The 22,639-nt window shown below is 34.3% G+C and carries 15 protein-coding genes; 4 read left to right on the top strand and 11 right to left on the bottom strand.

The window, feature by feature from the left end; all coding sequences use genetic code 11:
* Positions 1–104 precede the first annotated feature (104 nt).
* The 4 genes from folE (at position 105) to lgt (ending at position 3,689) form a co-directional block, all read left to right on the top strand.
* Positions 105–776, top strand: coding sequence for a GTP cyclohydrolase I FolE (folE, locus tag IR213_RS07365; protein ID WP_194311662.1), 672 nt, complete (start codon positions 105–107; stop codon positions 774–776).
* Positions 777–909: 133 nt separating this feature from the next.
* Entirely contained in the window at positions 910–2,394 is a 1,485-nt protein-coding gene (gene cysS, locus IR213_RS07360) for a cysteine--tRNA ligase (RefSeq protein WP_194311661.1), read from the top strand.
* A 29-nt stretch (positions 2,395–2,423) separates the two neighbouring features.
* Entirely contained in the window at positions 2,424–2,708 is a 285-nt protein-coding gene (gene yidD / locus IR213_RS07355) for a membrane protein insertion efficiency factor YidD (protein ID WP_194311660.1), read from the top strand.
* Between the two features lie 54 nt (positions 2,709–2,762).
* Positions 2,763–3,689, top strand: coding sequence for a prolipoprotein diacylglyceryl transferase (gene lgt, locus IR213_RS07350; RefSeq protein WP_194311659.1), 927 nt, complete (start codon positions 2,763–2,765; stop codon positions 3,687–3,689).
* Between the two features lie 75 nt (positions 3,690–3,764).
* Here the strand turns inward: lgt and IR213_RS07345 are convergent, their stop codons facing one another.
* From IR213_RS07345 to IR213_RS07295, 11 genes are all read right to left on the bottom strand, one after another.
* On the bottom strand, positions 3,765–6,521 hold the full coding sequence (locus tag IR213_RS07345; RefSeq protein WP_194311658.1) for a T9SS type B sorting domain-containing protein: 2,757 nt from the start codon (positions 6,519–6,521) through the stop codon (positions 3,765–3,767).
* Between the two features lie 207 nt (positions 6,522–6,728).
* On the bottom strand, positions 6,729–9,701 hold the full coding sequence (secDF, locus tag IR213_RS07340; protein WP_194311657.1) for a protein translocase subunit SecDF: 2,973 nt from the start codon (positions 9,699–9,701) through the stop codon (positions 6,729–6,731).
* 223 nt (positions 9,702–9,924) lie between these two features.
* Positions 9,925–10,860, bottom strand: coding sequence for a malate dehydrogenase (locus tag IR213_RS07335; protein WP_194311656.1), 936 nt, complete (start codon positions 10,858–10,860; stop codon positions 9,925–9,927).
* Between the two features lie 43 nt (positions 10,861–10,903).
* A complete protein-coding gene (gene gyrB / locus IR213_RS07330) occupies positions 10,904–12,844 on the bottom strand; it encodes a DNA topoisomerase (ATP-hydrolyzing) subunit B (RefSeq protein WP_194311655.1) in 1,941 nt (646 codons plus the stop codon).
* A 182-nt stretch (positions 12,845–13,026) separates the two neighbouring features.
* A complete protein-coding gene (gene gatB/aspS, locus IR213_RS07325) occupies positions 13,027–16,359 on the bottom strand; it encodes a bifunctional amidotransferase subunit GatB/aspartate--tRNA ligase AspS (protein ID WP_194311654.1) in 3,333 nt (1,110 codons plus the stop codon).
* A complete protein-coding gene (locus IR213_RS07320) occupies positions 16,359–17,756 on the bottom strand; it encodes an amidase (protein WP_194311653.1) in 1,398 nt (465 codons plus the stop codon). The genes gatB/aspS and IR213_RS07320 overlap by 1 nt, the downstream gene beginning before the upstream one ends.
* 1 nt (position 17,757) lies before the next feature.
* Positions 17,758–18,015, bottom strand: coding sequence for an Asp-tRNA(Asn)/Glu-tRNA(Gln) amidotransferase subunit GatC (locus IR213_RS07315; RefSeq protein ID WP_228479117.1), 258 nt, complete (start codon positions 18,013–18,015; stop codon positions 17,758–17,760).
* 218 nt (positions 18,016–18,233) lie between these two features.
* Complete coding sequence (locus tag IR213_RS07310; RefSeq protein WP_194311651.1) at positions 18,234–18,956, bottom strand: RloB family protein; 723 nt, start codon at positions 18,954–18,956, stop codon at positions 18,234–18,236.
* 2 nt (positions 18,957–18,958) lie between these two features.
* Complete coding sequence (locus IR213_RS07305; RefSeq protein ID WP_194311650.1) at positions 18,959–20,170, bottom strand: AAA family ATPase; 1,212 nt, start codon at positions 20,168–20,170, stop codon at positions 18,959–18,961.
* A gap of 105 nt (positions 20,171–20,275) precedes the next feature.
* Positions 20,276–20,725 carry a hypothetical protein gene (locus IR213_RS07300; protein ID WP_194311649.1) on the bottom strand — a complete coding sequence of 150 codons (450 nt, stop codon included), beginning with the start codon at positions 20,723–20,725 and terminating at the stop codon, positions 20,276–20,278.
* 122 nt (positions 20,726–20,847) lie between these two features.
* Entirely contained in the window at positions 20,848–22,599 is a 1,752-nt protein-coding gene (locus tag IR213_RS07295) for a porin family protein (protein WP_194311648.1), read from the bottom strand.
* Positions 22,600–22,639: the final 40 nt, after the last annotated feature.

The following is a 22,639-nucleotide window of genomic DNA, read 5'->3' as shown; positions in this document are numbered from 1 at the left end:
CGATTTGAATTTATCAGATTAATTATTAAACGCTTTAGAAATTCTTTAGCTTTAATTAATTATCTTTGACTCCTATTTATTACACACAATAATTGCAATTTTTAATGATAAACAACGAAGAATTTCAGGACGAAATAGGAAACAATCATATTAGTTCATCAGCAAAAAACCCAGTAAGAGACGATGCTTTTGATATTTCTGATGATGAAAAAATTGAAAGAATAAAAAAAGATGTCGAAAATATCCTGATTACCCTTGGAATGGATTTGACAGACGACAGTTTAAAGGGAACTCCCAATCGAGTAGCAAAAATGTTTGTGAAAGAAATTTTTGGAGGGCTAAATCCTCTTAAAAAACCAAATGCATCCACTTTTGAAAATAATTACAAATATGGTGAAATGCTTGTTGAAAAAAACATCACAGTATATTCAACTTGTGAACACCATTTATTACCTATTATAGGAAGAGCTCACGTAGCCTACATTTCAAATGGAAGAGTGGTTGGTCTTTCAAAAATAAATCGAATTGTTGAATATTATTCTAAAAGGCCTCAGGTTCAAGAGCGTTTAACAATGCAAATTGTGCAAGAGCTTCAAATTGCGCTTAACACTGAAGACGTAGCCTGCATTATCGATGCAAAACATCTTTGCGTAAATTCGCGAGGTATAAAAGACATTGAAAGCAGCACTGTAACCTCAGAATTTGGAGGTAAATTTAAAAACGAACAAACTCGCAGAGAACTGTTGGATTATATAAAATTGGAAACGAAATTTTAACCCTCTCCCCGACCCTCTCCAAAGGAGAGGGAGTGAAGACTGGAAAATAAAAATTTAACATTATCAACAACACATTCACCTCTCTACTCCCTTCCCTTTGGGGAGGGTTGGGGTGGGGAAAATCATAAATTATATGCCTTTATACAAATCCAAAATCTTAAAAATATACAATACTCTTTCGGGAGAAAAAGAAGTTTTTACGCCAATACACGAAGGAAATGTCGGAATGTATGTTTGTGGACCAACGGTTTATAGCAATGTTCATCTAGGAAACGTAAGAACTTTTATGTCTTTTGATGTAATTTTTAGGTATTTTTTACATTTGGGTTACAAAACACGTTATGTTAGAAATATAACAGATGCAGGACATTTAACTGATGACGGAAATGTGGAAAACGACCGTTTTGTAAAACAATCTCGACTGGAAAAATTAGAGCCAATGGAGGTTGTACAAAAATATACAGTGGATTTTCATCAGGTTTTAGAAAAATTTAATTTTTTGGCACCTACAATTGAGCCTACTGCTACCGGTCATATTATTGAGCAAATAGAACTTATTCAAAAACTAATTGCCGATGGTTTTGCATACGAAACCCAAGGTTCTGTTTATTTTGATGTTTTTGAATACAACAAAAAGGGATTCAATTATGGTGAATTAAGTCATCGAAATATTGATGAATTATTTGCCAATACCCGGGATTTAGACGGTCAAAACGAAAAGAAAAATCCTCAAGATTTTGCTTTGTGGAAAAATGCTTCACCGGCACATATTATGCGTTGGAACTCCCCTTGGGGCGAGGGTTTCCCAGGTTGGCATCTTGAATGTACCGCAATGAGTACCAAATATTTAGGAGAACGATTTGACATTCACGGAGGCGGAATGGATTTAAAATTTCCACATCACGAGTGCGAAGTAGCGCAAGGGAAAGCTTGTAATGGAACTTCTCCCGTGAATATTTGGATGCACACTAATATGCTTACCATGAATGGTTTGCGAATGAGTAAATCTACTGGAAATTATATTTTACCAATGGAATTGCTTTCTGGAGAAAATTCTTTTTTTGAAAAGAAATTCCAACCTAATGTAGTCCGTTTTTGTTTCTTACAAGCCCATTATCGTAGCGTTCTAGATATTTCAAATGAAGCGATGTTAGCAAGCGAAAAAGGATTAAATCGATTGCTCGAAGGTGTAAATATGCTTAAAAGCATTCAGCCAAATACCACTTCCTCCTTTTATGTATCAGAATGGATAAAAAATTGTTATGAATCAATGTGCGATGATTTCAACACTCCTATTCTAATTGCCAATTTATTTGAAGGCATTCGATTTATCAATTTATTAAATGATAATTCAGCCACACTTACATCTGAAGATTTGCAATTATTCAGCAACTCGATGCGATCTTTTGTTTTTGATGTTCTGGGTCTGAAAGATGAAAAATCAGTTGAGAGCAACAACGAAAAACTGGAAGGTGTCGTAAATATGCTTATTGGCATGCGTAATGAAGCTAGAGCCAATAAAGATTTTGCGATGTCAGACCAAATAAGAAATCAATTGATTGCTTTGGGAATTCAATTGAAAGACGGTAAAGAGGGAACTACTTTTAGTGTTCAATAATCAGATAGTAGATTGTTAGTCTAAAAATTATGTTATCAAAAATTCTCATATTTCCTTTTGTACTGATGGTTCGCTTTTATCAAGTTGCGATCTCCCCTTTTACCCCATCCGCATGCAGATTTGAGCCTACTTGCTCGAGTTATATGATTGAAGCTTTACAAAAACATGGTCTGTTTTATGGTGGTTTTTTAGGAGTAAAAAGAATATTGAGTTGCCATCCTTGGGGTAAGACAGGATATGATCCTGTACCTTCCTCTCCCCAACCCTCTCCAAAGGAGAGGGAGTCAAAACACAAAAAATATAACCATTCATAAAAAATATTGAAACTCAAAACAAAAAATGTATTTTTACAATAAATATAAAAAATAATGACACACGCATTAAACATAGTTTGGAATCCATCGGAAGGTATTGATTTAGGCTTTTTTGTAATTCGTTTTTACAGCCTAATGTTTGTAATTGCTTTTGGATTGGGCTGGTACATTATGAAAAACATATTCGAACGTGAAAATGAATCGATAGATAAATTAGATTCCTTATTTATTTGGACCGTTTTGGCCACATTGATTGGTGCTAGATTAGGTCATGTTTTGTTTTATGATTGGGAATATTATCGTAATCATTTATTAGAAATATTTTTGCCTTTCCGCTTTACTCCAAATTTTGAATTTACAGGTTACCAAGGATTAGCAAGCCATGGAGCTGCAATATCCATAATAATCGCAATGTATTATTTCAGCAAAAAAATATTGGAGAAACCTCTATTATGGATTTTAGACAGAATCGTTATTCCAGTATCAAGCGGAGCTATTTTTGTTAGATTAGGAAATTTTTTCAATTCAGAAATTGTTGGAAAAGAAACGGATTCATCTTTTGGAATAAAATTTGTAAGAGACTATTTTTCTCCAAAAGATGCTGTTAATGCGACTCAATTAGCCACTCCAAAAGAAGCTTATCACGCCATTACCACTGACCCTAAATATGCTGATTTACTTCTTCAGGTTCCGGCTAAACATCCGGCACAATTGTATGAAGCCTTTTGCTATATTTTTGTTTTTGCCATCTTATTTTTCTTGTATTGGAAAACAGAAGCAAGAGAAAAATCAGGTTATCTATTTGGTCTTTTTCTTGTGCTTTTATGGTCTGTGCGCTTTGTTGTGGAGTATGTAAAAGAAAGTCAGGGTGGTTTTGAAAGTGCTTTAGGATTATTTTCAACAGGACAATGGCTTAGTATTCCATTTATATTAATAGGTTTGTATTTTGTATTTACTGCTGAAAAACCTGTTCATTTATAAATTATAATAATTGGCTTAGTCTATTTTAATAAAAACTACTATATAAAAAATGCTCCCAACTTAAGGAGCATTTTTTTATCTTTTCAAAGAAAAATGGGATTTGTATTTTTTGACAATACTTTGTTCAACATATTCTACAGTAAACCAATAATCGTCGGCAGGCATTGGCTGACCAATATAAGTTCCGTCCCATCCAGGGTCATTAGGACTAATATCTTTCAATAATTTACCGAATCGGTCAAATATATAAATCCTTGTATTCAATTGATTGCTTAAAGCTGAAATATTCCAAAAATCATTATAATTATCTCCATTTGGAGTGAAATATTTTGGATAGCCAATGACTAAAACATTGTTGTCAGTAATTGGAGTACTGCAACCATTTGCATCAATAACCGTAATGGAATGTATTCCAGAAGCTACATTTTCAAAAACCGAACTAGTTTGAAATGGTCCATTATCCAATTGATATAAATAATTCCCGGCAGCAGTTGCTATAATGGTTACTATTTGATTTTTGGAAAAAGCATCCGTAACAGACCAACTAATACTAGTCAAGGTATTGGATGGATTCACAGTCACATTAATCGTTTTTGCAGTAGCACACTGCGATGCATTTGGAGTAAACACATAAGCACCACTTGCTACATTACTAATTGTTGAAGGAGACCAAGTCCCTGTAATTCCGTTTGGTGAAGTAGGTGGTAAAATTGGAGCGGCAGTTCCAGAACACAAAGGGATATCCTCAAAATTAGGTGTAATGAGTGGATTTACAACAACATTTAAAGTCTGGGTTGTGGCACATTCAGTTGCATTAGGAGTAAAAAGATAACTTCCACTTGTTGTATTATTAATTGTTGCCGGTGACCAAGTTCCGTTAACGTTATTTGGTGATGTTGGGCCTAAAATTGGCGCAACAGTTCCAGAACAAAATGCCGGAATGGCTGCGAAATTAGTTACAACTCTAGGTGTTATTACAACCGTCAAAGTTTGTGTACTTGAACATTGACCTGCGGTCGGAGTAAAAACATAATTTCTACCAATTGTATTGCTAATTGTTGCCGGAGACCAAGTTCCAACAATACCGCTTGGAGATCTATTCGCTAAAATTGGAGCCGTTGATCCAGAACAAACATTAGGTATTGGAGCAAAATTCGGAGGCACAATTGGATTCACATTAATGGTCAAAGTGGTAGTCGTGGCGCATAGCCCAGCTGTTGGTGTAAAAGTATATAAAGTAGTCACAGTATTATTCAAGGCCGGTGACCAAGTACCCGCAATTCCATTAGTAGAAGTGGTGGGCAATGGCGCTATTACTGAACCATTACAAACTGCAGGAACAGGATTAAATGTAGGTGTAACATTAGGATTTACTATAATTATCATCGTAGTTTTTGTAGCGCATAAACCTGCTGTAGGTGTAAATGTGTACGTTGTTGTAGCCGTGTTATTCAAGGCTGGCGCCCAAGTTCCCGTGATCAAATTAGTTGAAATGGTTGGCAAAGCCGCCAAAACTTTACCAGAACAAATAGCAGGAACTGGAGTAAATGTCGGTGTAACATTTGGATTCACAGTAATTGTCATCGTAGTGGAATTTGCACATTGACCTGCTGTTGGCGCAAAAGTGTAAGTTGTTGTAACCGTATTATTCAAGGCTGGTGTCCAAGTTCCTGTAACTCCATTTAGGGAAGTTGTAGGTAATGGCGCCAAAACCGCTCCAGAACAAATAGGTGCTACAGGATTAAATGCTGGTGTTAATACAGGATCAATTCTAATTGAAACAGTTGTTAGAGTTGCTGAAGCACACTGACTAGGATTTGGAGTAAAAGTATAAACAGTTGTTCCTGTAATAGCCGTATTCACAGTTGCTGGAATCCATGTTCCCGATATTGGAGTAACATTATTAGAACTCAGTGGCAAAATTGGAGCTGTCGCTCCTTGACAAACTACAGCAGGAATTCCAGAAAAAGCAGGTGTAACTAAAGGATCTACTGTTACTGGTATTGTTTGAGTTAATGCACAAGGAAACAATATTGGGTCTGGAGTAAAAGTGTAAATTTTACTAATAGTGTTATCTATAATAGCTGGAATCCAAGTCCCTGTTATTCCTTCGTTAGATAATGTGGGTAATAATGGGATTGGAATTGTACCGGAACAAAAAGGAGCAATTGAGGCAAATGTAGGTGCTATTTTTTGAGCAGCAGTACAAGTAGAATTACAAGTTGTAGAAGTTGGCAATACACAAGGTAGACCTAAAACAGATAAAATGTTAAAAGTTACAGACATCCCTGGTCCTGGAACTGGCACATCGAAATGCGATGGAGACACCTGAAAGCCAGTCACAATAGGGCCACCCGCTATAGAGTAAGAATAATTATATCCAAGATATCCAATTACATTATTCCAGTCAAAAGCTACAGAAGTTGGTGTTGTATTTGCAAAATCACAAAAGGGAGTTAAAACACCTCCCGTATTAGCAACTACATTAACCACAATTGGAGTACGTGGATTACTTTCAACACCTGCAATAGTTTGAGTGACATAATAAGTTGTCGCCCCTACTGAAGTGGTAATCGGCGTAGGCGCGCCGGCTAATGCAACTCCTCCAGCTGCTAAAGTATACCAATTTAATGTCCCTCCCACTGAAGGTGTTGCTGTTAATGGTACTGCAACACTATTTTGACATAAATATATTGGCGAAGTTACCGTTGGTGGTGCGGTAGCAAGAGTCTCACTAACATAACTATTAATCCTGCTTTTAGCAAAAACAATTGAATTCGAAAAAGTAATTATCAAAAACAGAAAGGCATACGACCTGAGAATTTTTTTCATAATTATAGGTATTTAGGTTGCTTTAAAATCTGGGGGAATTATAGCAATTATTCGTAAATATATAAAATTTGACTCTTCAACAAAACTAAATCCATAATTATTATCCACTTAGAAATAAAATATCCTATAATAGAAAAGTTTTTGTACAAAAAAAAGACCCGTATAAAATTCGGGCCTTTCTTATAATTTATTAAAATCTAATTCATTTTAAACATTATGCTCACGTTCAATTTTTTTATGTTCTTCTTCAGACATTGTATCGCACAAAACAGGAGTTGCGATAAATAGTGAAGAGTAAGTCCCAACTACAATACCTATAAGCATTGCAAAGATAAATCCTCTAATTGATTCTCCTCCAAAAATAAACATAATCAACAATACCATAATCATTGTCAATGAAGTGTTAATGGTTCTAGACATTGTACTATTAATAGATTGGTTTACAATACTGTTGAAATTTCCTTTGGCTTTTTTACCATCCAAAAATTCACGAACTCTATCAAATACAATTACGGTATCATTCATAGAATAACCAATAACAGTAAGAATCGCAGCTATAAAGTGCTGGTCTATTTCCATACCAAAAGGCATAAATTTGTAACACAAAGAGTAAATTCCCAATACGAAAATAACGTCGTGTATTACTGCTGCAATCGCACCTAAACTGTATTGCCATTTTCTAAAACTGATTACTAAATAAAGCCCTACAATAAGCATAGCACCAAGTACAGCCCAGTAAGCGTTGGTTTTAATATCTTCAGCAACCGTTGGCCCAACTTTTGAAGCTTGAACAATACCGAATTTTTTACCTTCGTAAGCATTTACAAATTTGTCATAAGTTAAACCTGCAGAATAATGTTTTTTCAAATTATCATACAACAATTTATTTACATCTTGATCTGCTTGTATTCCATGCTCTTGTACCTTATATTTTGTGGTAATTTTTAATTGATTGTCTTTACCAAAAACTTTCACTTCGGCACTACCATCAAATACTTTACCTAATTCTGCTTTTACTACTTCAACTTCGATTGGTTTTTCAAAACGAACCTGAAAAGTTCTTCCTCCAACAAAATCAACACCCTGATCCAAACCATTTGTAGCTAATGAATAAATACTCACAATAGTTACAATAGCAGAAAATGCATAAGTCCATTTCTTTATTTTCAAGAAATCAAAATGGAAATTCGTAAAGAAATTTTTAGAAAAACTAGTTACAAATGACAATTTATTATTTTTGCTTATAGTCCAATCAATAAAAATTCTAGCAATAAAGATCGAGGTAAACAATGAGGTAATGATACCAATTAACAAGGTAGTTGCAAATCCTTTTATTGGTCCAGAACCAAAAATAAACAAAACCCCACCAGTTAATATGTGGGTTACGTTTGCATCTACAATAGAACGCATTGCTCCTTTCCAACCGTAAGATGCTTTTACAGCTTCTTCGAGTGATTTTCCAGAACGAAGTTCCTCTTTTGCTCTTTCATAGATGATGATATTCGCATCCACCGCAGTACCCATTGTCAAAACAATACCAGCAATACCCGGTAAAGTAAGTACAGCACCTAAACTTGCTAAAATTCCGAATAAGAATAATAAGTTGACTGCCAATGCAACATTAGCATACCAACCAGCTTTTCCGTAATAAACCATCATCCAAAGTGACACTAATAATAACCCAATAAGAGCCGAATTCGTCCCATTGTCAATAGCTTCCTGTCCTAAGGATGGCCCAACAACATCTGACTGAATAATATCTGCGGCAGCGGGCAGTTTACCTGCTCTTAATACGTTAGCTAAATCTTTTGTTTCTGAAATATCAAAAGTGCCTGAAATCTCAGATCTACCTCCTGAAATTGGACCGCTAGAAACTCCTGGTGCAGAATATACAATGTTGTCCAAAACAATGGCTATATTGCTTTTTTGAGTATAAGCTCTTCCTGTTAATTCTTCCCAAGCTTTTGCTCCCTGACCATTCATTTGCATAGTTACCGCAGGTTTGCCTGACTGGTCGAATGAATCTTTAGCATCAGTAACAACACCACCACTCATTGCAGCTACATCGTCTCTATTGCCTTTTAAAGCATATAATTCTACTGCATCAATTTCTTTTCCTTTTGCATCTTTAAGAGTTGTAGGTTTTCCCCAAACAAATTTTGCATAATGCTGGTCTTGTGCCAATAAAACTCTAATATCAGCTCTTCTCAAATAACCACCTACAACTGCAGTATCTTTTGGAGAGAAAAGTCCCAAAACTGGTCCTCCACCTTGTTGAATAATTTTATCAAGAATAGGATTATTTCCTTTTTTTGTAGCAGATGAATCTTTTTTGTCAGTTAATAACGCACTCAAAGTATCTTTAACAACTGCTTTAACTTCTGGAGATTTGATTTCGGTTTTTTTCAAGGCTTCATTTGCAGCCAATAAGAAATTACCAATTTCATCTATTTTGTATGTTTCCCAAAATTGGAGTTGAGCAGTACTTGATAATAATTTTTTAGCGCGGTCTACATCTTTTGCACCCGGAAGTTCAACAAGAATTTGCCCTGAATTTCCTAATTTTTGAATATTAGGTTGTGTCACACCAAATTGATCTATACGTTTTCTTAATACTCCAAAAGCACTATCAACTGATTCATCTACTTTTTTACGAATTACTTTTTGCGCTTCGGCATCGGTCATTTGAAAATTAATTCCATCTTCACCTTGCAAAGTTCTGTTTGCAAAAATATCAGGAGAAGCCAGTTTTACTGTTCCTTTAGAATTTGCATCAAATGCTTCGAAAAAGGCATCAATATAGGCTTGATTTCCTCTTTGGTTTGCAGTTGCATCAGCTAACGATTTATTGAAAACCGGATTTTTAGAATTATTGGCTAATCCTTTCAAAACATCTTTTACAGATATTTGCAATATCACGTTAATACCACCTTCTAAGTCAAGACCTTTGTTGATTTGCTTATCTTTTACTTCGTTGAAAGTAAAATTGGTAAACCCAAGATTGAAAACATTTTCTTTTCCAATGGAATCCAAATATTTTAATTCTTTATCAGGATTTCCATTAGCAAAAGTTTTTGCATCGTTTTTGACTTTGCTTGAAACGAAAGTGAACGAAAGTTGGTAAATGCTTACCAATGCAAATAGAATTGCGAAAAATTTAATAAGTCCTTTATTCTGCATTATTACTAAAAGTTAATTGTTTAATGAATTTTTTTTGGTTTAAACCCTTGTAAAATAAGCCATAACCACTGCTTTTATCTAAAAATAAAACGTCGTGATTTATCTCATTATTTTTTGACCGAGCAAATATATAATTAACGCAAAGATTAACCAATTTATTTATTGATTAATGTCAAAAAAAAGACTGCAAAAGTGCAGTCTTCTCTGTTTTATACCAAAATTATTATGCTAAAATTGATTTTAGGTCAGCATTCATATTTCTTACAGCATCTGCACTTTTGGCGAAAGCCGCTTTTTCAGCATCGCTTAATTTGATGTCAAGAATTTCTTCAATTCCGTTCTTACCTATAATACAAGGAACGCCGATACAAATATCGCTTTGACCGTATTCACCTTCTAACATTACTGAACAAGCAATCATTTTCTTTTGGTCATTCAAGATACTATCTACTAAATACGCAACAGAAGCTCCCGGCGCATACCAAGCTGAAGTTCCTAAAAGTCCAGTTAATGTTGCTCCACCAACCATTGTATCAGCAGCAACTTTAGCTAATTCTTCTCCTGATAAAAATTCAGAAACCGGAATACCATTATAAGAAGCCAATCTTGTCAATGGAATCATAGTTGTATCTCCGTGACCACCAATAACCATAGCAGAAACATCATTTGATGGTTTGTCCAATGCTTTTGACAAATAATATCTAAAACGAGAGCTATCAAGTGCTCCGCCCATTCCTATGATTCTGTTTTTTGGCAAACCTGTAGCTTTTAATGTCAAATAAGTCATTGTATCCATAGGGTTTGAAACTACGACAATAATTGCATTTGGAGAATGTGTTAAAACATTATCAGCAACCGTTTTCACAATTCCCGCATTGATACCTATTAATTCTTCACGAGTCATTCCTGGTTTTCTTGGGATTCCTGAAGTAATCACTACTACATCGCTATTTGCTGTTTTAGAATAATCACTTGTCACACCAGATACTTTGGTATTAAAACCTGTATTGGTAGCACATTGAGAAATATCCATTGCTTTACCTTCGGCAAAACCTTCTCTAATATCTAATAATACTACTTCACTTGCAATTCCTCTATACGAAATTGAATCTGCACAAGATGCTCCCACATTTCCTGCTCCTACAATTGTAACTTTCATTTTATGTTGTTTTGTTGTTATTTAATTTAGTTATAATATAAAACTACGCATCAATATTAGCGTAAACTGCATTTTTCTCGATAAATTCTCTTCGTGGCGGTACTTCATCCCCCATTAACATGGAGAAAACTCTGTCTGCTTCGGCAAGACTGTCAATGTTTACCTGACGCAAAGTTCTGAAACCTGGATTCATTGTGGTTTCCCATAATTGCTCTGCATTCATCTCTCCAAGACCTTTATAACGTTGAATCGCTGCGCTTCCGCCCATTCTTGCATTAGCTTGATCACGTTGATCTTCTGTCCAAGCATATTCTTTTTTGGTCCCTTTTTTTACTAAATATAAAGGAGGAGCTGCAATATATACATGTCCCTCTTCTATCAGTTCTTTCATAAAACGGAAGAAGAATGTCAAAATCAAAGTTGAAATATGACTACCATCGACATCGGCATCACACATAATAATTACTTTATGGTAACGCAATTTTGATATATTTAAAGCCTTACTATCTTCTTCAGTTCCAATGGTTACTCCAAGTGCAGTAAATATATTTCGGATTTCTTCATTTTCAAAAACTTTGTGATGCATCGCTTTTTCTACGTTCAAAATCTTACCACGTAAAGGCAAAATAGCCTGAAAAGCTCGGTCACGACCTTGTTTTGCCGTTCCACCAGCCGAATCTCCCTCGACAAGATACACTTCGCATTTTGAAGGATCTTGTTCAGAACAATCTGATAGTTTTCCTGGCAATCCGCCACCTCCCATTACGGTTTTGCGTTGTACCATTTCACGCGCTTTTTTGGCAGCGTGACGAGCCTGAGCAGCAAGAATTACTTTTTGCACAATGATTCGGGCATCATTTGGATTTTCTTCCAAATAATTCTCAATCATTTCGCTCACCGCTTGACTTACCGGCGCAACAACTTCTCTATTTCCTAATTTTGTTTTTGTTTGACCTTCAAATTGTGGTTCTGAAACTTTCACCGAGATAATAGCCGTAAGCCCTTCACGGAAGTCATCTCCTGCAATTTCGAATTTCAATTTATCTAACATTCCAGAAGCATCTGCATATTTCTTCAAGGCCCTGGTCAAACCAGTTCTAAAACCTTGTAAGTGCGTTCCTCCTTCGTGAGTATTGATATTATTTACGTAAGCAAAAATATTCTCGGTGTAACTTGTATTGTAAATTAAGGCAACCTCAACAGGAATTTCTCCTTTTTCAGAATTCATCGAGATAACGTGAGAAATAATTGGCTCTCTATTTGCATCCAAATAACGAACGTATTCTTTCAAACCTTCATCCGAATGAAAAATTTCTGAAACAAAATTTCCGTCTTTATCTACTTCCCTTTTATCCGTAAAAGTGATTGTAATTCCCTTATTAAGAAAAGACAATTCACGCATTCTGGATGATAATGTATCATAAGTAAAATCCGTAGTTTGTGTAAAAATTACTGGGTCAGGATAAAAAGTAACCATAGTTCCTCTTTTTGTAGTTTCCCCAATTTGTTTTACAGGATATAACGCCTTTCCTCTTTCGTATTCTTGCTCATACACTTTTCCGTCTCTGTGAACTGTTGCTCTCAAATGTTTAGACAACGCATTTACAACAGAAACTCCAACACCGTGTAATCCTCCGGAAACTTTATAAGAATCTTTGTCGAATTTTCCTCCCGCACCAATCTTAGTCATTACAACCTCAAGCGCTGAAACGCCTTCTTTTTTATGCATATCAACCGGAATTCCACGTCCGTTATCTTCGACGGTAACCGATCCATCCTCATTTATATCAACTCTTATAGTGTCACAATGACCTCCCATCGCCTCATCAATGGAGTTATCTACAACCTCATAAACTAAATGATGCAGCCCACGAACACCTACATCTCCAATATACATTGAAGGACGCATTCTTACGTGCTCCATTCCTTCTAATGCCTGAATACTATCTGCTGAATAATTGTTCTTCTTAATTTCGTCGCTCATATAAATTTACTCTAAAAATGTATTTTTTTTATAACAAGCAAATATATAAAAATGCATAGGATTTAATGGATAAAATCGAGGTTTAAGTCGTTAAGTTATTAACATTTTAGACTTTTTTTTACAATAAAAAACGCTCTCAAATTGAGAACGTTTTTAAATGGATTAAGATAATTAAATCTAATCTATTTTCTTATGATTCTAACATTCATTTCTTCTACTTTTTTATCCGATAAAAGTGATGGTGCACCAAATAATAAATCTTCGCTAGAACCTGTCTTTGGGAAAGCCATAACTTCTCGAATGGATGCTTTTTTCTCTAGAATCATCATCAAACGATCAATCCCCCAAGCAATTCCTCCGTGTGGCGGTGCTCCGTATTGAAAGGCTTTATACATCGTTCCCACACTTTTCATCATTTCTTCTTTGTTGTAACCCATATTTCTATAAGTCGCTTCCAGAATCTCCGATTTATGTGCACGAACTGAACCTCCACCTATTTCGTATCCGTTTAAGATTATATCGTATTGTTGCGCAATAATTGTCCCTATTTCTTCATCGGTTCCATTCATATGTTTTTGCAAATCATAAATAGCAGGCATTGAGAACGGATTGTGTGTAAATGTCCATCTACCTTCTTCTGTTTTTTCAAACATTGGAAAATCAACAACCCAAGCCGGACGTAATTCCTTCGGATTAATTAAATGCAATATTCTGCCCATTTCTTGGCGAACGGCATCCAAAGCTTTGTTCGCAGTTGCATAATCCGCCGCTGAAAAGAAAACAATATCACCAACTTGAGCATTGGTCACTTTTATAATTCCTGCAGCAATATCTTCGCCTAAAAACTTGATAATTGGCGATTGCAATTCGTCTTCATTTACAATAATATAAGCCAACCCGCCTAAACCGTGCTGTTGGGCAATAGCGGTAAGGTTTTCGATTTGACCTTTAGACATACGTTTGCTTCCTTGCTCTTGAGCTGAAACTTTTATGCATTTCACAATTCCACCTTCTTCAATTGGCTTACTAAATACTTGGAAAGTGGTCTCTTTTACGATTGCCGTAATGTCTTGCATCTTTAAACCATAACGCAAATCGGGTCTGTCACAACCATAAAAATCCATTGCATCTTTGTAGGTAATAACTTCAAACGGACGCAAAATCCATTTGTTGCCATAGATTTTCTTAACTACTTCATTAAACATTTTGGTGTTCAAATCGATAATTTGTTGCATACTGGCATATGCCATTTCGATATCCAATTGCGTAAATTCTGGTTGACGATCTCCACGAGAATCTTCATCTCTAAAACAACGTGCAATTTGGAAATATTTTTCATAACCACTTACCATCAACATCTGTTTGAACTGTTGTGGTGCTTGCGGTAATGTATAAAACAAACCAGATCCTTTACGTGTAGGAACAATAAATTCACGTGCTCCTTCATCTGTTCCCGCACTTAAAATTGGCGTCTCAATTTCTAAAAATTCTTCTTCGTCTAAAATGTCACGCAATAATTTAATTACTTTATGACGGTTTACGATTGCTCTTCGTACCTCTTCATTTCTGTGATCCAAAAACTTATATTGAAAACGAATTGATTCATTTGTTTTTGCCGCTCTTTTTATTTCAAAAGGCAATGTTTTAGATAAGTTTAAGATCTCTAAAGCTGAAGTTTCCAATTCAATTTTACCGGTACGTAAACCTGCATTATAATCATCTTCATTACGCCCTACTACTTTACCAGTTACTGAAATTACAGATTCCGGTTTTAATTTCACCAACTCATCAATGTTAGGAAATGATTCCCTGCTGATTCGCACTTGAAAAATTTCATAACTCGAATCACGTAAATCGATAAACATTAATTCACCGTGGTCCCGAACACTGGCTACCCAACCTGACAACATCACTTCTTCTTGAATATTTTCTTCTGATAATTGTGAAATTTTATGTGTTCTATAAACGTCTTTTATAATAATAGGAATTTCAGGAAGTGATTCTTCTTGAATTTCTTTATTCTCAATAATTATTGCCGCCGAAACCTTTTCAAAAGCTTGCCCCTTTTCTAAAACAGCAGCTGCTCCGAGTTTATCTAAAATAATTTGGCGAATTACTTTACCATTAGCACCTTTTCCAATAACTCCTAAAACCTTACCAACTAAAATACCTGCTTTTCCTTGGTCTCCAGCTTTTATATCATTGGCAACAGCTTCATTTTCTGAAATTACTTTAGCAATAACTTCTTGAATTTTATCTTCAGAAATGGTATTTTCTTCAAAGTACTTGTTGTAGTCAAAAGTTCGATCTTTTAAATAAGACGTAATGGCATTTTGAACTAAAACTGCCGTGATTTTCTCCGATTTGAATAATTTGAAAATATCCGTTAAATGGGAAATACTATGAATTTCAGCATAATCTTCAGCCTTGATATTGTTTGTCAAAGTTTTAGCCACAAACGAAGGATCTTTGATTTCGTTATTTATCTCCACGAATGTTTGCGAACGTAACTTATCTGCCGTAAAAAACTTGGCATCTTGAGGCAAAACACCACCGTTAATTAAAATAGATTCAACAGCGTAAGGCAAAGCGCTTGTATCCACTTTAATCGCTTCAATTTCAGCCTTAATGTTTACAAAAGGCAAATCCGGCTCCGAAATAAAACGATAATCCGCTTCAAATTCTTTTTTACGCATTACTTTGGTTTGCTTTAAGTCAGCATCCCACAATACAGTCGTTTGGTCAGGTCTAAACTCTTTGTGCTCAATAAAATAATTTAATTGTTTCTCTACTTCTTCCTTTAGAGCTTCCACCATAAACTTAAAGGAGTTCAAGTTTTTGATCTCCGTTCTTGGGTTTAATTCGTAACTGTGTTTTTTGCGTAAAGACACAGAAACATCAGATTTAAATTCTCCTTTTTCCAAATTTGCTTCAGAGATTCCCAAATTTTGAACAATACGTTGAATGTACTGCGCATAAGTCGAAGCATCTTCAATATTTCTGATGCAAGGCTCTGTAACAATTTCGATTAATGGCACACCTGCTTTGTTAAAATCGACTAACGAAATCTTCTTTTCGTGCATCAACTTTGCAGCATCTTCTTCAATATGAACCTGTGTTAGATTCACGGTAAATTGCGTACCGTCATTTCGGTAACAAGAAACGTGTCCGTCAGGTATTATCGGATTGTGAAATTGCGTTATTTGAATGTTTTTTGGGTTGTCCGGATATTCGTAATGCTTTCTATCCCAAGAGATTATTTCATTACTAAAAGATGAATCTACCGCTTTTCCAAAATAAATGGCCTTTACAATCGCTTCTTTATTTAAGGCAGGTAAAATACCCATTTGTCCCGTACAAACCGAACATATATTTTCATTAGGTGTTTCTATTTCTTGATTTGGACAAGAACAAAACAACTTGGTTTTGGTATTCAATCGAACGTGTGTTTCCAGTCCAATTACCAATTCTAAATCGTGGGCTTTTAAAGCCGCCGTTAATTGCTCCAATTCCATTATATCGTATCTTTTAAGAAGTTTGCAAATTGCAATACTAATTCATCATTGTTTTTTGCCGCAGTAATTTGCAATCCAGTGCTTGTTCCTTGTGGCACGGTCAAAGTGGGTAATTGCCCCAAACTAAAACCAACTGTATACGCATCCGACAAATACATCGCCAATGGATCTTTTAAACTGTCTCCAATTTTAGGCGGTGTGCTTGGTGTTACTGGTGATAAAATAATATCCACTTCTTCGAAATCTTTACTGAAATTCTCCGAAATCTGATCTCTTAAAGCCAATCCTTTTAAATAGATTTCATCCGAAAAACCTTGCGACAACACTTGATTTCCACCCACAATTCTGCGTTTTGTTTCTTCCGAAAAGTTTTCAGAACGGGTAACTGCATAAGTTTCAATTAAATTCTCCGCTTCAATACGGTTTCCGTAATTTGTTCCGTCTAATCGGGATAAATTAGAAGCCGTTTCTGCCATTGCCAATGTATAATAGGTTGAAACTAAAATATCCGATTTAAAAAAATCCAATGCTGCCACAGCAATTCCTTTAGCTTTTAACTTTTCGATAGTTGTCAAGAAATCAGCTTTTATTTGGTTATCGATAGCATCACTTTCGATAAAATTTTTAAAATAACCAATTGTTTTTACAGCAGAAGTTGCAATCGCATCTTCACTAATTTCAGTTGAAGCGACTGAAGTTTGATCTTTTGGATCTTTTCCGCTCATTACATTCAAAACAATTCGAATATCTTCAATTGATTTTGCCAATGGCCCAACGCAATCCGTAGAAGATGCATAAGCCATCAATCCAAATCTGGAAATTCTTCCGTAAGTTGGTTTAAAACCATAAATATGATTGTAACCAGCAGGCTGACGAATAGAACCGCCTGTATCGCCACCGATAGAAAACACAGTATATTCTTTAGCAACATTCACGGCAGAACCTCCGCTTGAACCTCCAGCAACTAATGTTGGGTCGATAGCGTTTTTTACAGCGCCAAAAATGGTGTTTTCACTGGAAGATCCGTGACCAAAACTATCACAGTTTTCTTTGACTAACGGAATAGCGCCTGCATCCAATAATTTTTGAATTGCAGTAGCTGTGTAAGGTGATTTATATTTTTTTAGCAATTCAGAACTTGCTGTAGCGTATGTTCCTTGCAACATATACACATCTTTAATCCCAAAAGGAATTCCTTCCAGCAAACCTATGGTTTCTCCTTTTGCAATTTTGGCATCCACTTTGGCCGCTAATTCCAAGGCCAAAGTATCCAACAAAGAATTGACAGAGTTATAAGTATTTTGTTTAAGCAGGTCTAATTTTTCTTGCACCAAAGCGGTGCAAGTGATTTGTTTGGACACCAATTGTTGGTGTATTTTTTTTATTTGAGAATCCATTTTATCCTTCTATAACTTTAGCAACCACTAAAAAACCATTTTTCTTGTTCGGGAAGTTTTCTATTATAAGTTGTTTCTCCATAACCGAACTCTCTATCACAACATCTTCTCTTAAATCATTTACAGACACACAATTATGATTGACATTATTTGCGGCATTATTATTTGTTGGAATTGCATTTTTAATTACATCAAATAATTGGTTCACGGACTCCGAGGGCTGTGCTCCTTTAATACTCGACAAGATGTCGACTGTCATTGTTTTGTTCATAATTTCGTTTCGTTTTAAAGTCAAACTTTTAAGCTTGCAAAATTACGAAAGTTTTATTAGGGAATAATGTTTTATTTTAATGATTTCGATAGTATTTTGTTAAAGAAGATGTTGATTTAACATTATGTTATATTTGATTTTATTATTGGGAAACTATGTTAAAATAGTAGTCTGTTCAAGAAAAGAGGACACGGATGAAACTGATATTATTCGCTTCTTTGTTTGATTTGATTGTTCAATTCTTCAGAATCGCCATTTAGTTCTTCAACTAATAAATGAACTCTGGTACAAGGATTGTGGATTGCATAATTATTGCAATTATGATTTAAAATCAACTTTTCGGCATAAGTTATGGCTTGTTTTTGATTTCCATACTTTTCTAAAATGGAATACATTTCATCACTATTCTTTTTGTATTCAAATTTTTTAGGTTTTTTACTTTTTGATTGAGCAGCAATTTTGGCATTTATTTCATCTTCAATTGCATTTTTAAAGTCATCTCTTGACATTGAAGTATTTCTATATTGAAAATGCAACAAATACCATAATTCAAAAGCTTCGTTTGACCAACCAACTTTTATATCATTATTCTCAGCCAATTGAATTGCTCCATTAAAATTATTTGGACTAAAACTATCTTTATCAAATACTACCCAAACACTATCGTATTCTTGACTTGAATTATCCCTTGCTTTTATAGTTCGCTTCACTAAATCTTTAGTATTAGAACCTTCTCCCAAAGTATCAATCGTGTAAACAAATGACTTGACATTTGTTTTAAAAGACTTGAAATAATTAGGCTCAGTTTGTTCTCCTTCGCAAACAATTAAAAAGTAAACACGAACTTCTTTTGTACGTTCCTTACGCTTCTTTTCTACTCTTGCAGTACGTTTTAAAACGGCATTATCAATTTTTATGATATTTGCCATAACTATACTTCTTGAAAGTTTGAAATATACGGAATAGCACCATAACGACCTCTTATATAATCTTTCTCAAAACTCCTGTCTTTTCGAATTGTATTTCCGTCTTCATCTTTAAACTCTAATAAAGAATACATATCAGTCGCTTCAAAATCATCTTTTTCGGTAAACCAAATTTGATCTCTTCTAAAAAGATTAGCTCCTAATAAATTAGTATCGTGAGTTGTAAAAATTAATTGGGCATTATTAGGATTCGTTTCAGGATTATTGAATAATTTGATAATTTCTTGAGTTAAAATAGGATGTAATTTTGAATCTAATTCATCAATAATTAAAAGCAATCCTAACTTTAATGTAAATATAATATAGCCCGATAAATCAAAAACTTTATTAGTACCTGATGATTCTTGATCTAATAATTTAAACTCATACTCAGAAACTTTAACACCTTTATCATCATAAACATTATGAAGTGTTTTAATTCTATTTTTAAAATTTTTATTCGAATCAGGATCAATAATAAATTTATTAAATCCCAAATCTAATGTAGCAATAAAACTGTCAATTTTATTTTCGTAATAATCATCTGTATGAATAACAGAAGTCATGGAGATGGAGCTTTCGTGATTTAAACCTGACTTCACATTTGTAAAAGAAAAATTTCTCATCACTATTTTTGCAATCTCAATATTTAATTGGTCTAACAACGACAAAAACAATCCATTTTCTCTTGTATTTTCAACGAATCCTTTTGCTTCTTCAAAAACATCTGAAACACCAATTCCGTTAATATTTCTAATAAAATACAAAACTTCATTTGTCGAATTTTTATTTAAAATATAAAGCCATTCATTATGAACCTTATCATTATCTAATTCAAAACCATACCTGAAACGTTTTCCCAATCGAGTAAATAAAATCTCAAAATAAGATGGTGAATTTTGGGTCCCGGTATTCAATAAAAAAGGTTTAGTTTTTAATTCATCGGTAGAATTTAATTTTGAAGAGTTCTTAACTGTCTCAACCATAAACTCCAATGCCTTGATAAAATTACTCTTACCACTTGAATTAGCACCATAAATTACTGCTGAACGAAGGACTTTGTACTTCTCTTCTTTCACTACGTTTTCTTTAAGTTCAGAAATACTTCCTGCTTCTAAACTAAAGGTTTTTTTGTCTTTAAATGATAAAAAATTCCCGACTGTGAATTCTAATAACATAACTTTATTTTTTTTTATTTTGAGAAAAAATCTCAAATCATAGACAAATGTAACTATAAAATATTCACAAACATTAAAATTTGAGAAAATTTCACAAAACAATAACTATTCAACATTTTCAATCAAATACCTCGTCCCATTAATTTCAAACGAAAATCCAATTTCATTTCCCATTAATTTATTTCCCAAAGGAGATTGGGGAGAAAGTGCAATAACATTAATTTCTTCAACAGCAATTTTAGGAAGTGCGGCGCTTAAATAAAGGTAAATTCCATTGGCTTTGACCAAACTTCCCACAATAATCGTTTTAGCAATTGTAGTGGAATCTATTTTATCTAAAATAGCTTTTTGAGCCAATACTTCCTTCAATTTATGATTGAGTTTTTCTTGCTCGATGTGCATCATCGACAAAGCAGTTTCGTGTTTGTCGCCTGCAGAACCTTTGGCATCGTTTTTTGAATCTTCGGTCAAAGCCACAATCATATCCTTGAAAACATCGATTCTGTCTTGAACTAATTGAAGGTAATATTGGTGAATTTTTTGTTTGAAAGTCATAATTTAGAAAGAAGTTTAAACACTAAGTTCACAAAGAAGACACGAAGCACACAGAGAAATATAATTTAAAAAAACTTTGTGAACCTTGCGCCTTCTTTGTGAACTTTGTGGTTAAATAAATATTAAAAATCAAATTTATAATTCGCTCCTAAAACCACCTGAAATCCCTGAACGGGATAATCCAACCATTTTTGATAGGATTTATTTGTAATATTATTGGCTCTCAAAAAAGCAGTTAATCTGTCACTGTATTTAAAACCTAAATGCGCATTTATATCAAAATAACTATCTAAAGTAGTTGGCCCTTGATCAATTAATGTCGATAATTCCGTATTGATTTTTTGATCTTTTCGTTCCCCTACATAAAACGCATTAACACCTGCATACCATTTTTCAGTAACATTAAAATCAATTTTTGCGTTTAATTTTACTGCTGGCAGATTCCATGCTTCAGATTGAAAATTATTTGTATAACTACTAAAAGTTCCGTCAATTCCAAAAGTTACATCATCTGAAAAATCGGCTTTTAATTCCCCATAAAGACTCACAGTTTTTGTATCGTCATAAACCACTTGGAAGGAATTCCCAAAAGCATAATCATTGTTGGCTATGTTTTCGGTAAAATCATTACTTTTAAATAACGCTTTATTTCTTTCATTTACATAAGAACCACGAATATTATAACTCACACTATTGGTCAGTTTTCCTTTCAAACCGGCAAAAATATCATATTGTTTGTCCGTTGGCGCAATGTTTAATGTAGGCGATAAATAAGGATTTTCACTAACAAAATCCATATAGGTATTCTGTTCCAAATTCCCTTTGGCTCCAGCATAAAAAATCATTAAATTACCTACAACTTTATAGGAAGCATTAATTTGCGGATAAATTAAAAATTTATTATTTTTATTTTCCTTATCCGAACTGTAAAATATACCAACACCTATATTCAATGTCAAATCGTCCTGTTGTATTGCAAAACTTGGGGCAATTCCAAAATTAGTAAAACCATATTTTATAGGATTTGTGTTCCAATATTCTTTTTTGAAACTTCCGCCAACATAATCCACAATAATATTTGTTTTTATTGCCTTGTCGCTGATGTTGAATTCCAATGAAGGCTTCACATAAAATCTGTTTTCTGAAGATCCAAAAGCATCCGAAAAATGATTGAATTTCACACTTGCTTCTTTTATAACATTTTCATTAAACTCAATTTTACTCCCCAAATAAATGTTGTTGTAGCTTTGCTGCGGATTTATTCCGTTTACCAAATTGGCTCTGTCATTTGGCGTTAATGAGCTGCCAAAACCCACTGGCAATCCGTACCAATTATAAATTTGATTTTGGTAACCCAAATCCACATTCCAGGATAAATCATTTTCGTGAATTCCATATGTCAAATCAATTGAAGTATCATAAAAAGAATTGGTTAATTCTACCCCTTTGATTCCGCCTTGCGACGAAAGATGACGAAACATTCCGCCCACATAATCCCTTGCACCGAGATCTTGATTTACAAATAGTTCCGCATTAAATATTCCGTAGTTTCCACCTCCAAAAGTGGCATAATTATTAAACAAATGTACTTGCTTTTCTTTTTCAACACCTTCAGCTTTTCCTTTTGATGGCGTAAAAGTTGAAGCTACCGGAAAGGAGAAAATGTTGTATTTTATAATTTCTTTTTTGGTATTTCCTTCATCGTCAAGAACCGGAGTTTCTTTTACCTTAAAGGCATCCGAAATTGTTGGCGTATATGGTTTTACCACATTCACGACTTCAGTTCCAATGTTTTCTCCCTTCTTTTGAGCGAAAGAAAATTGAAAAGTTAGAAATAAGACAACTGTAATTACATTATTGAAATTGATTTTCATATTTTATATTTTTCAAGAATAGAGACTCAAGAATATAGAG

The sequence above is a fragment of the Flavobacterium soyangense genome (assembly GCF_015277675.1).
Lineage (GTDB): Bacteria > Bacteroidota > Bacteroidia > Flavobacteriales > Flavobacteriaceae > Flavobacterium > Flavobacterium soyangense.
The sequence above is the reverse complement of the archived record's forward strand: the minus strand, read 5'-3'. Positions and strand labels throughout refer to the sequence as shown.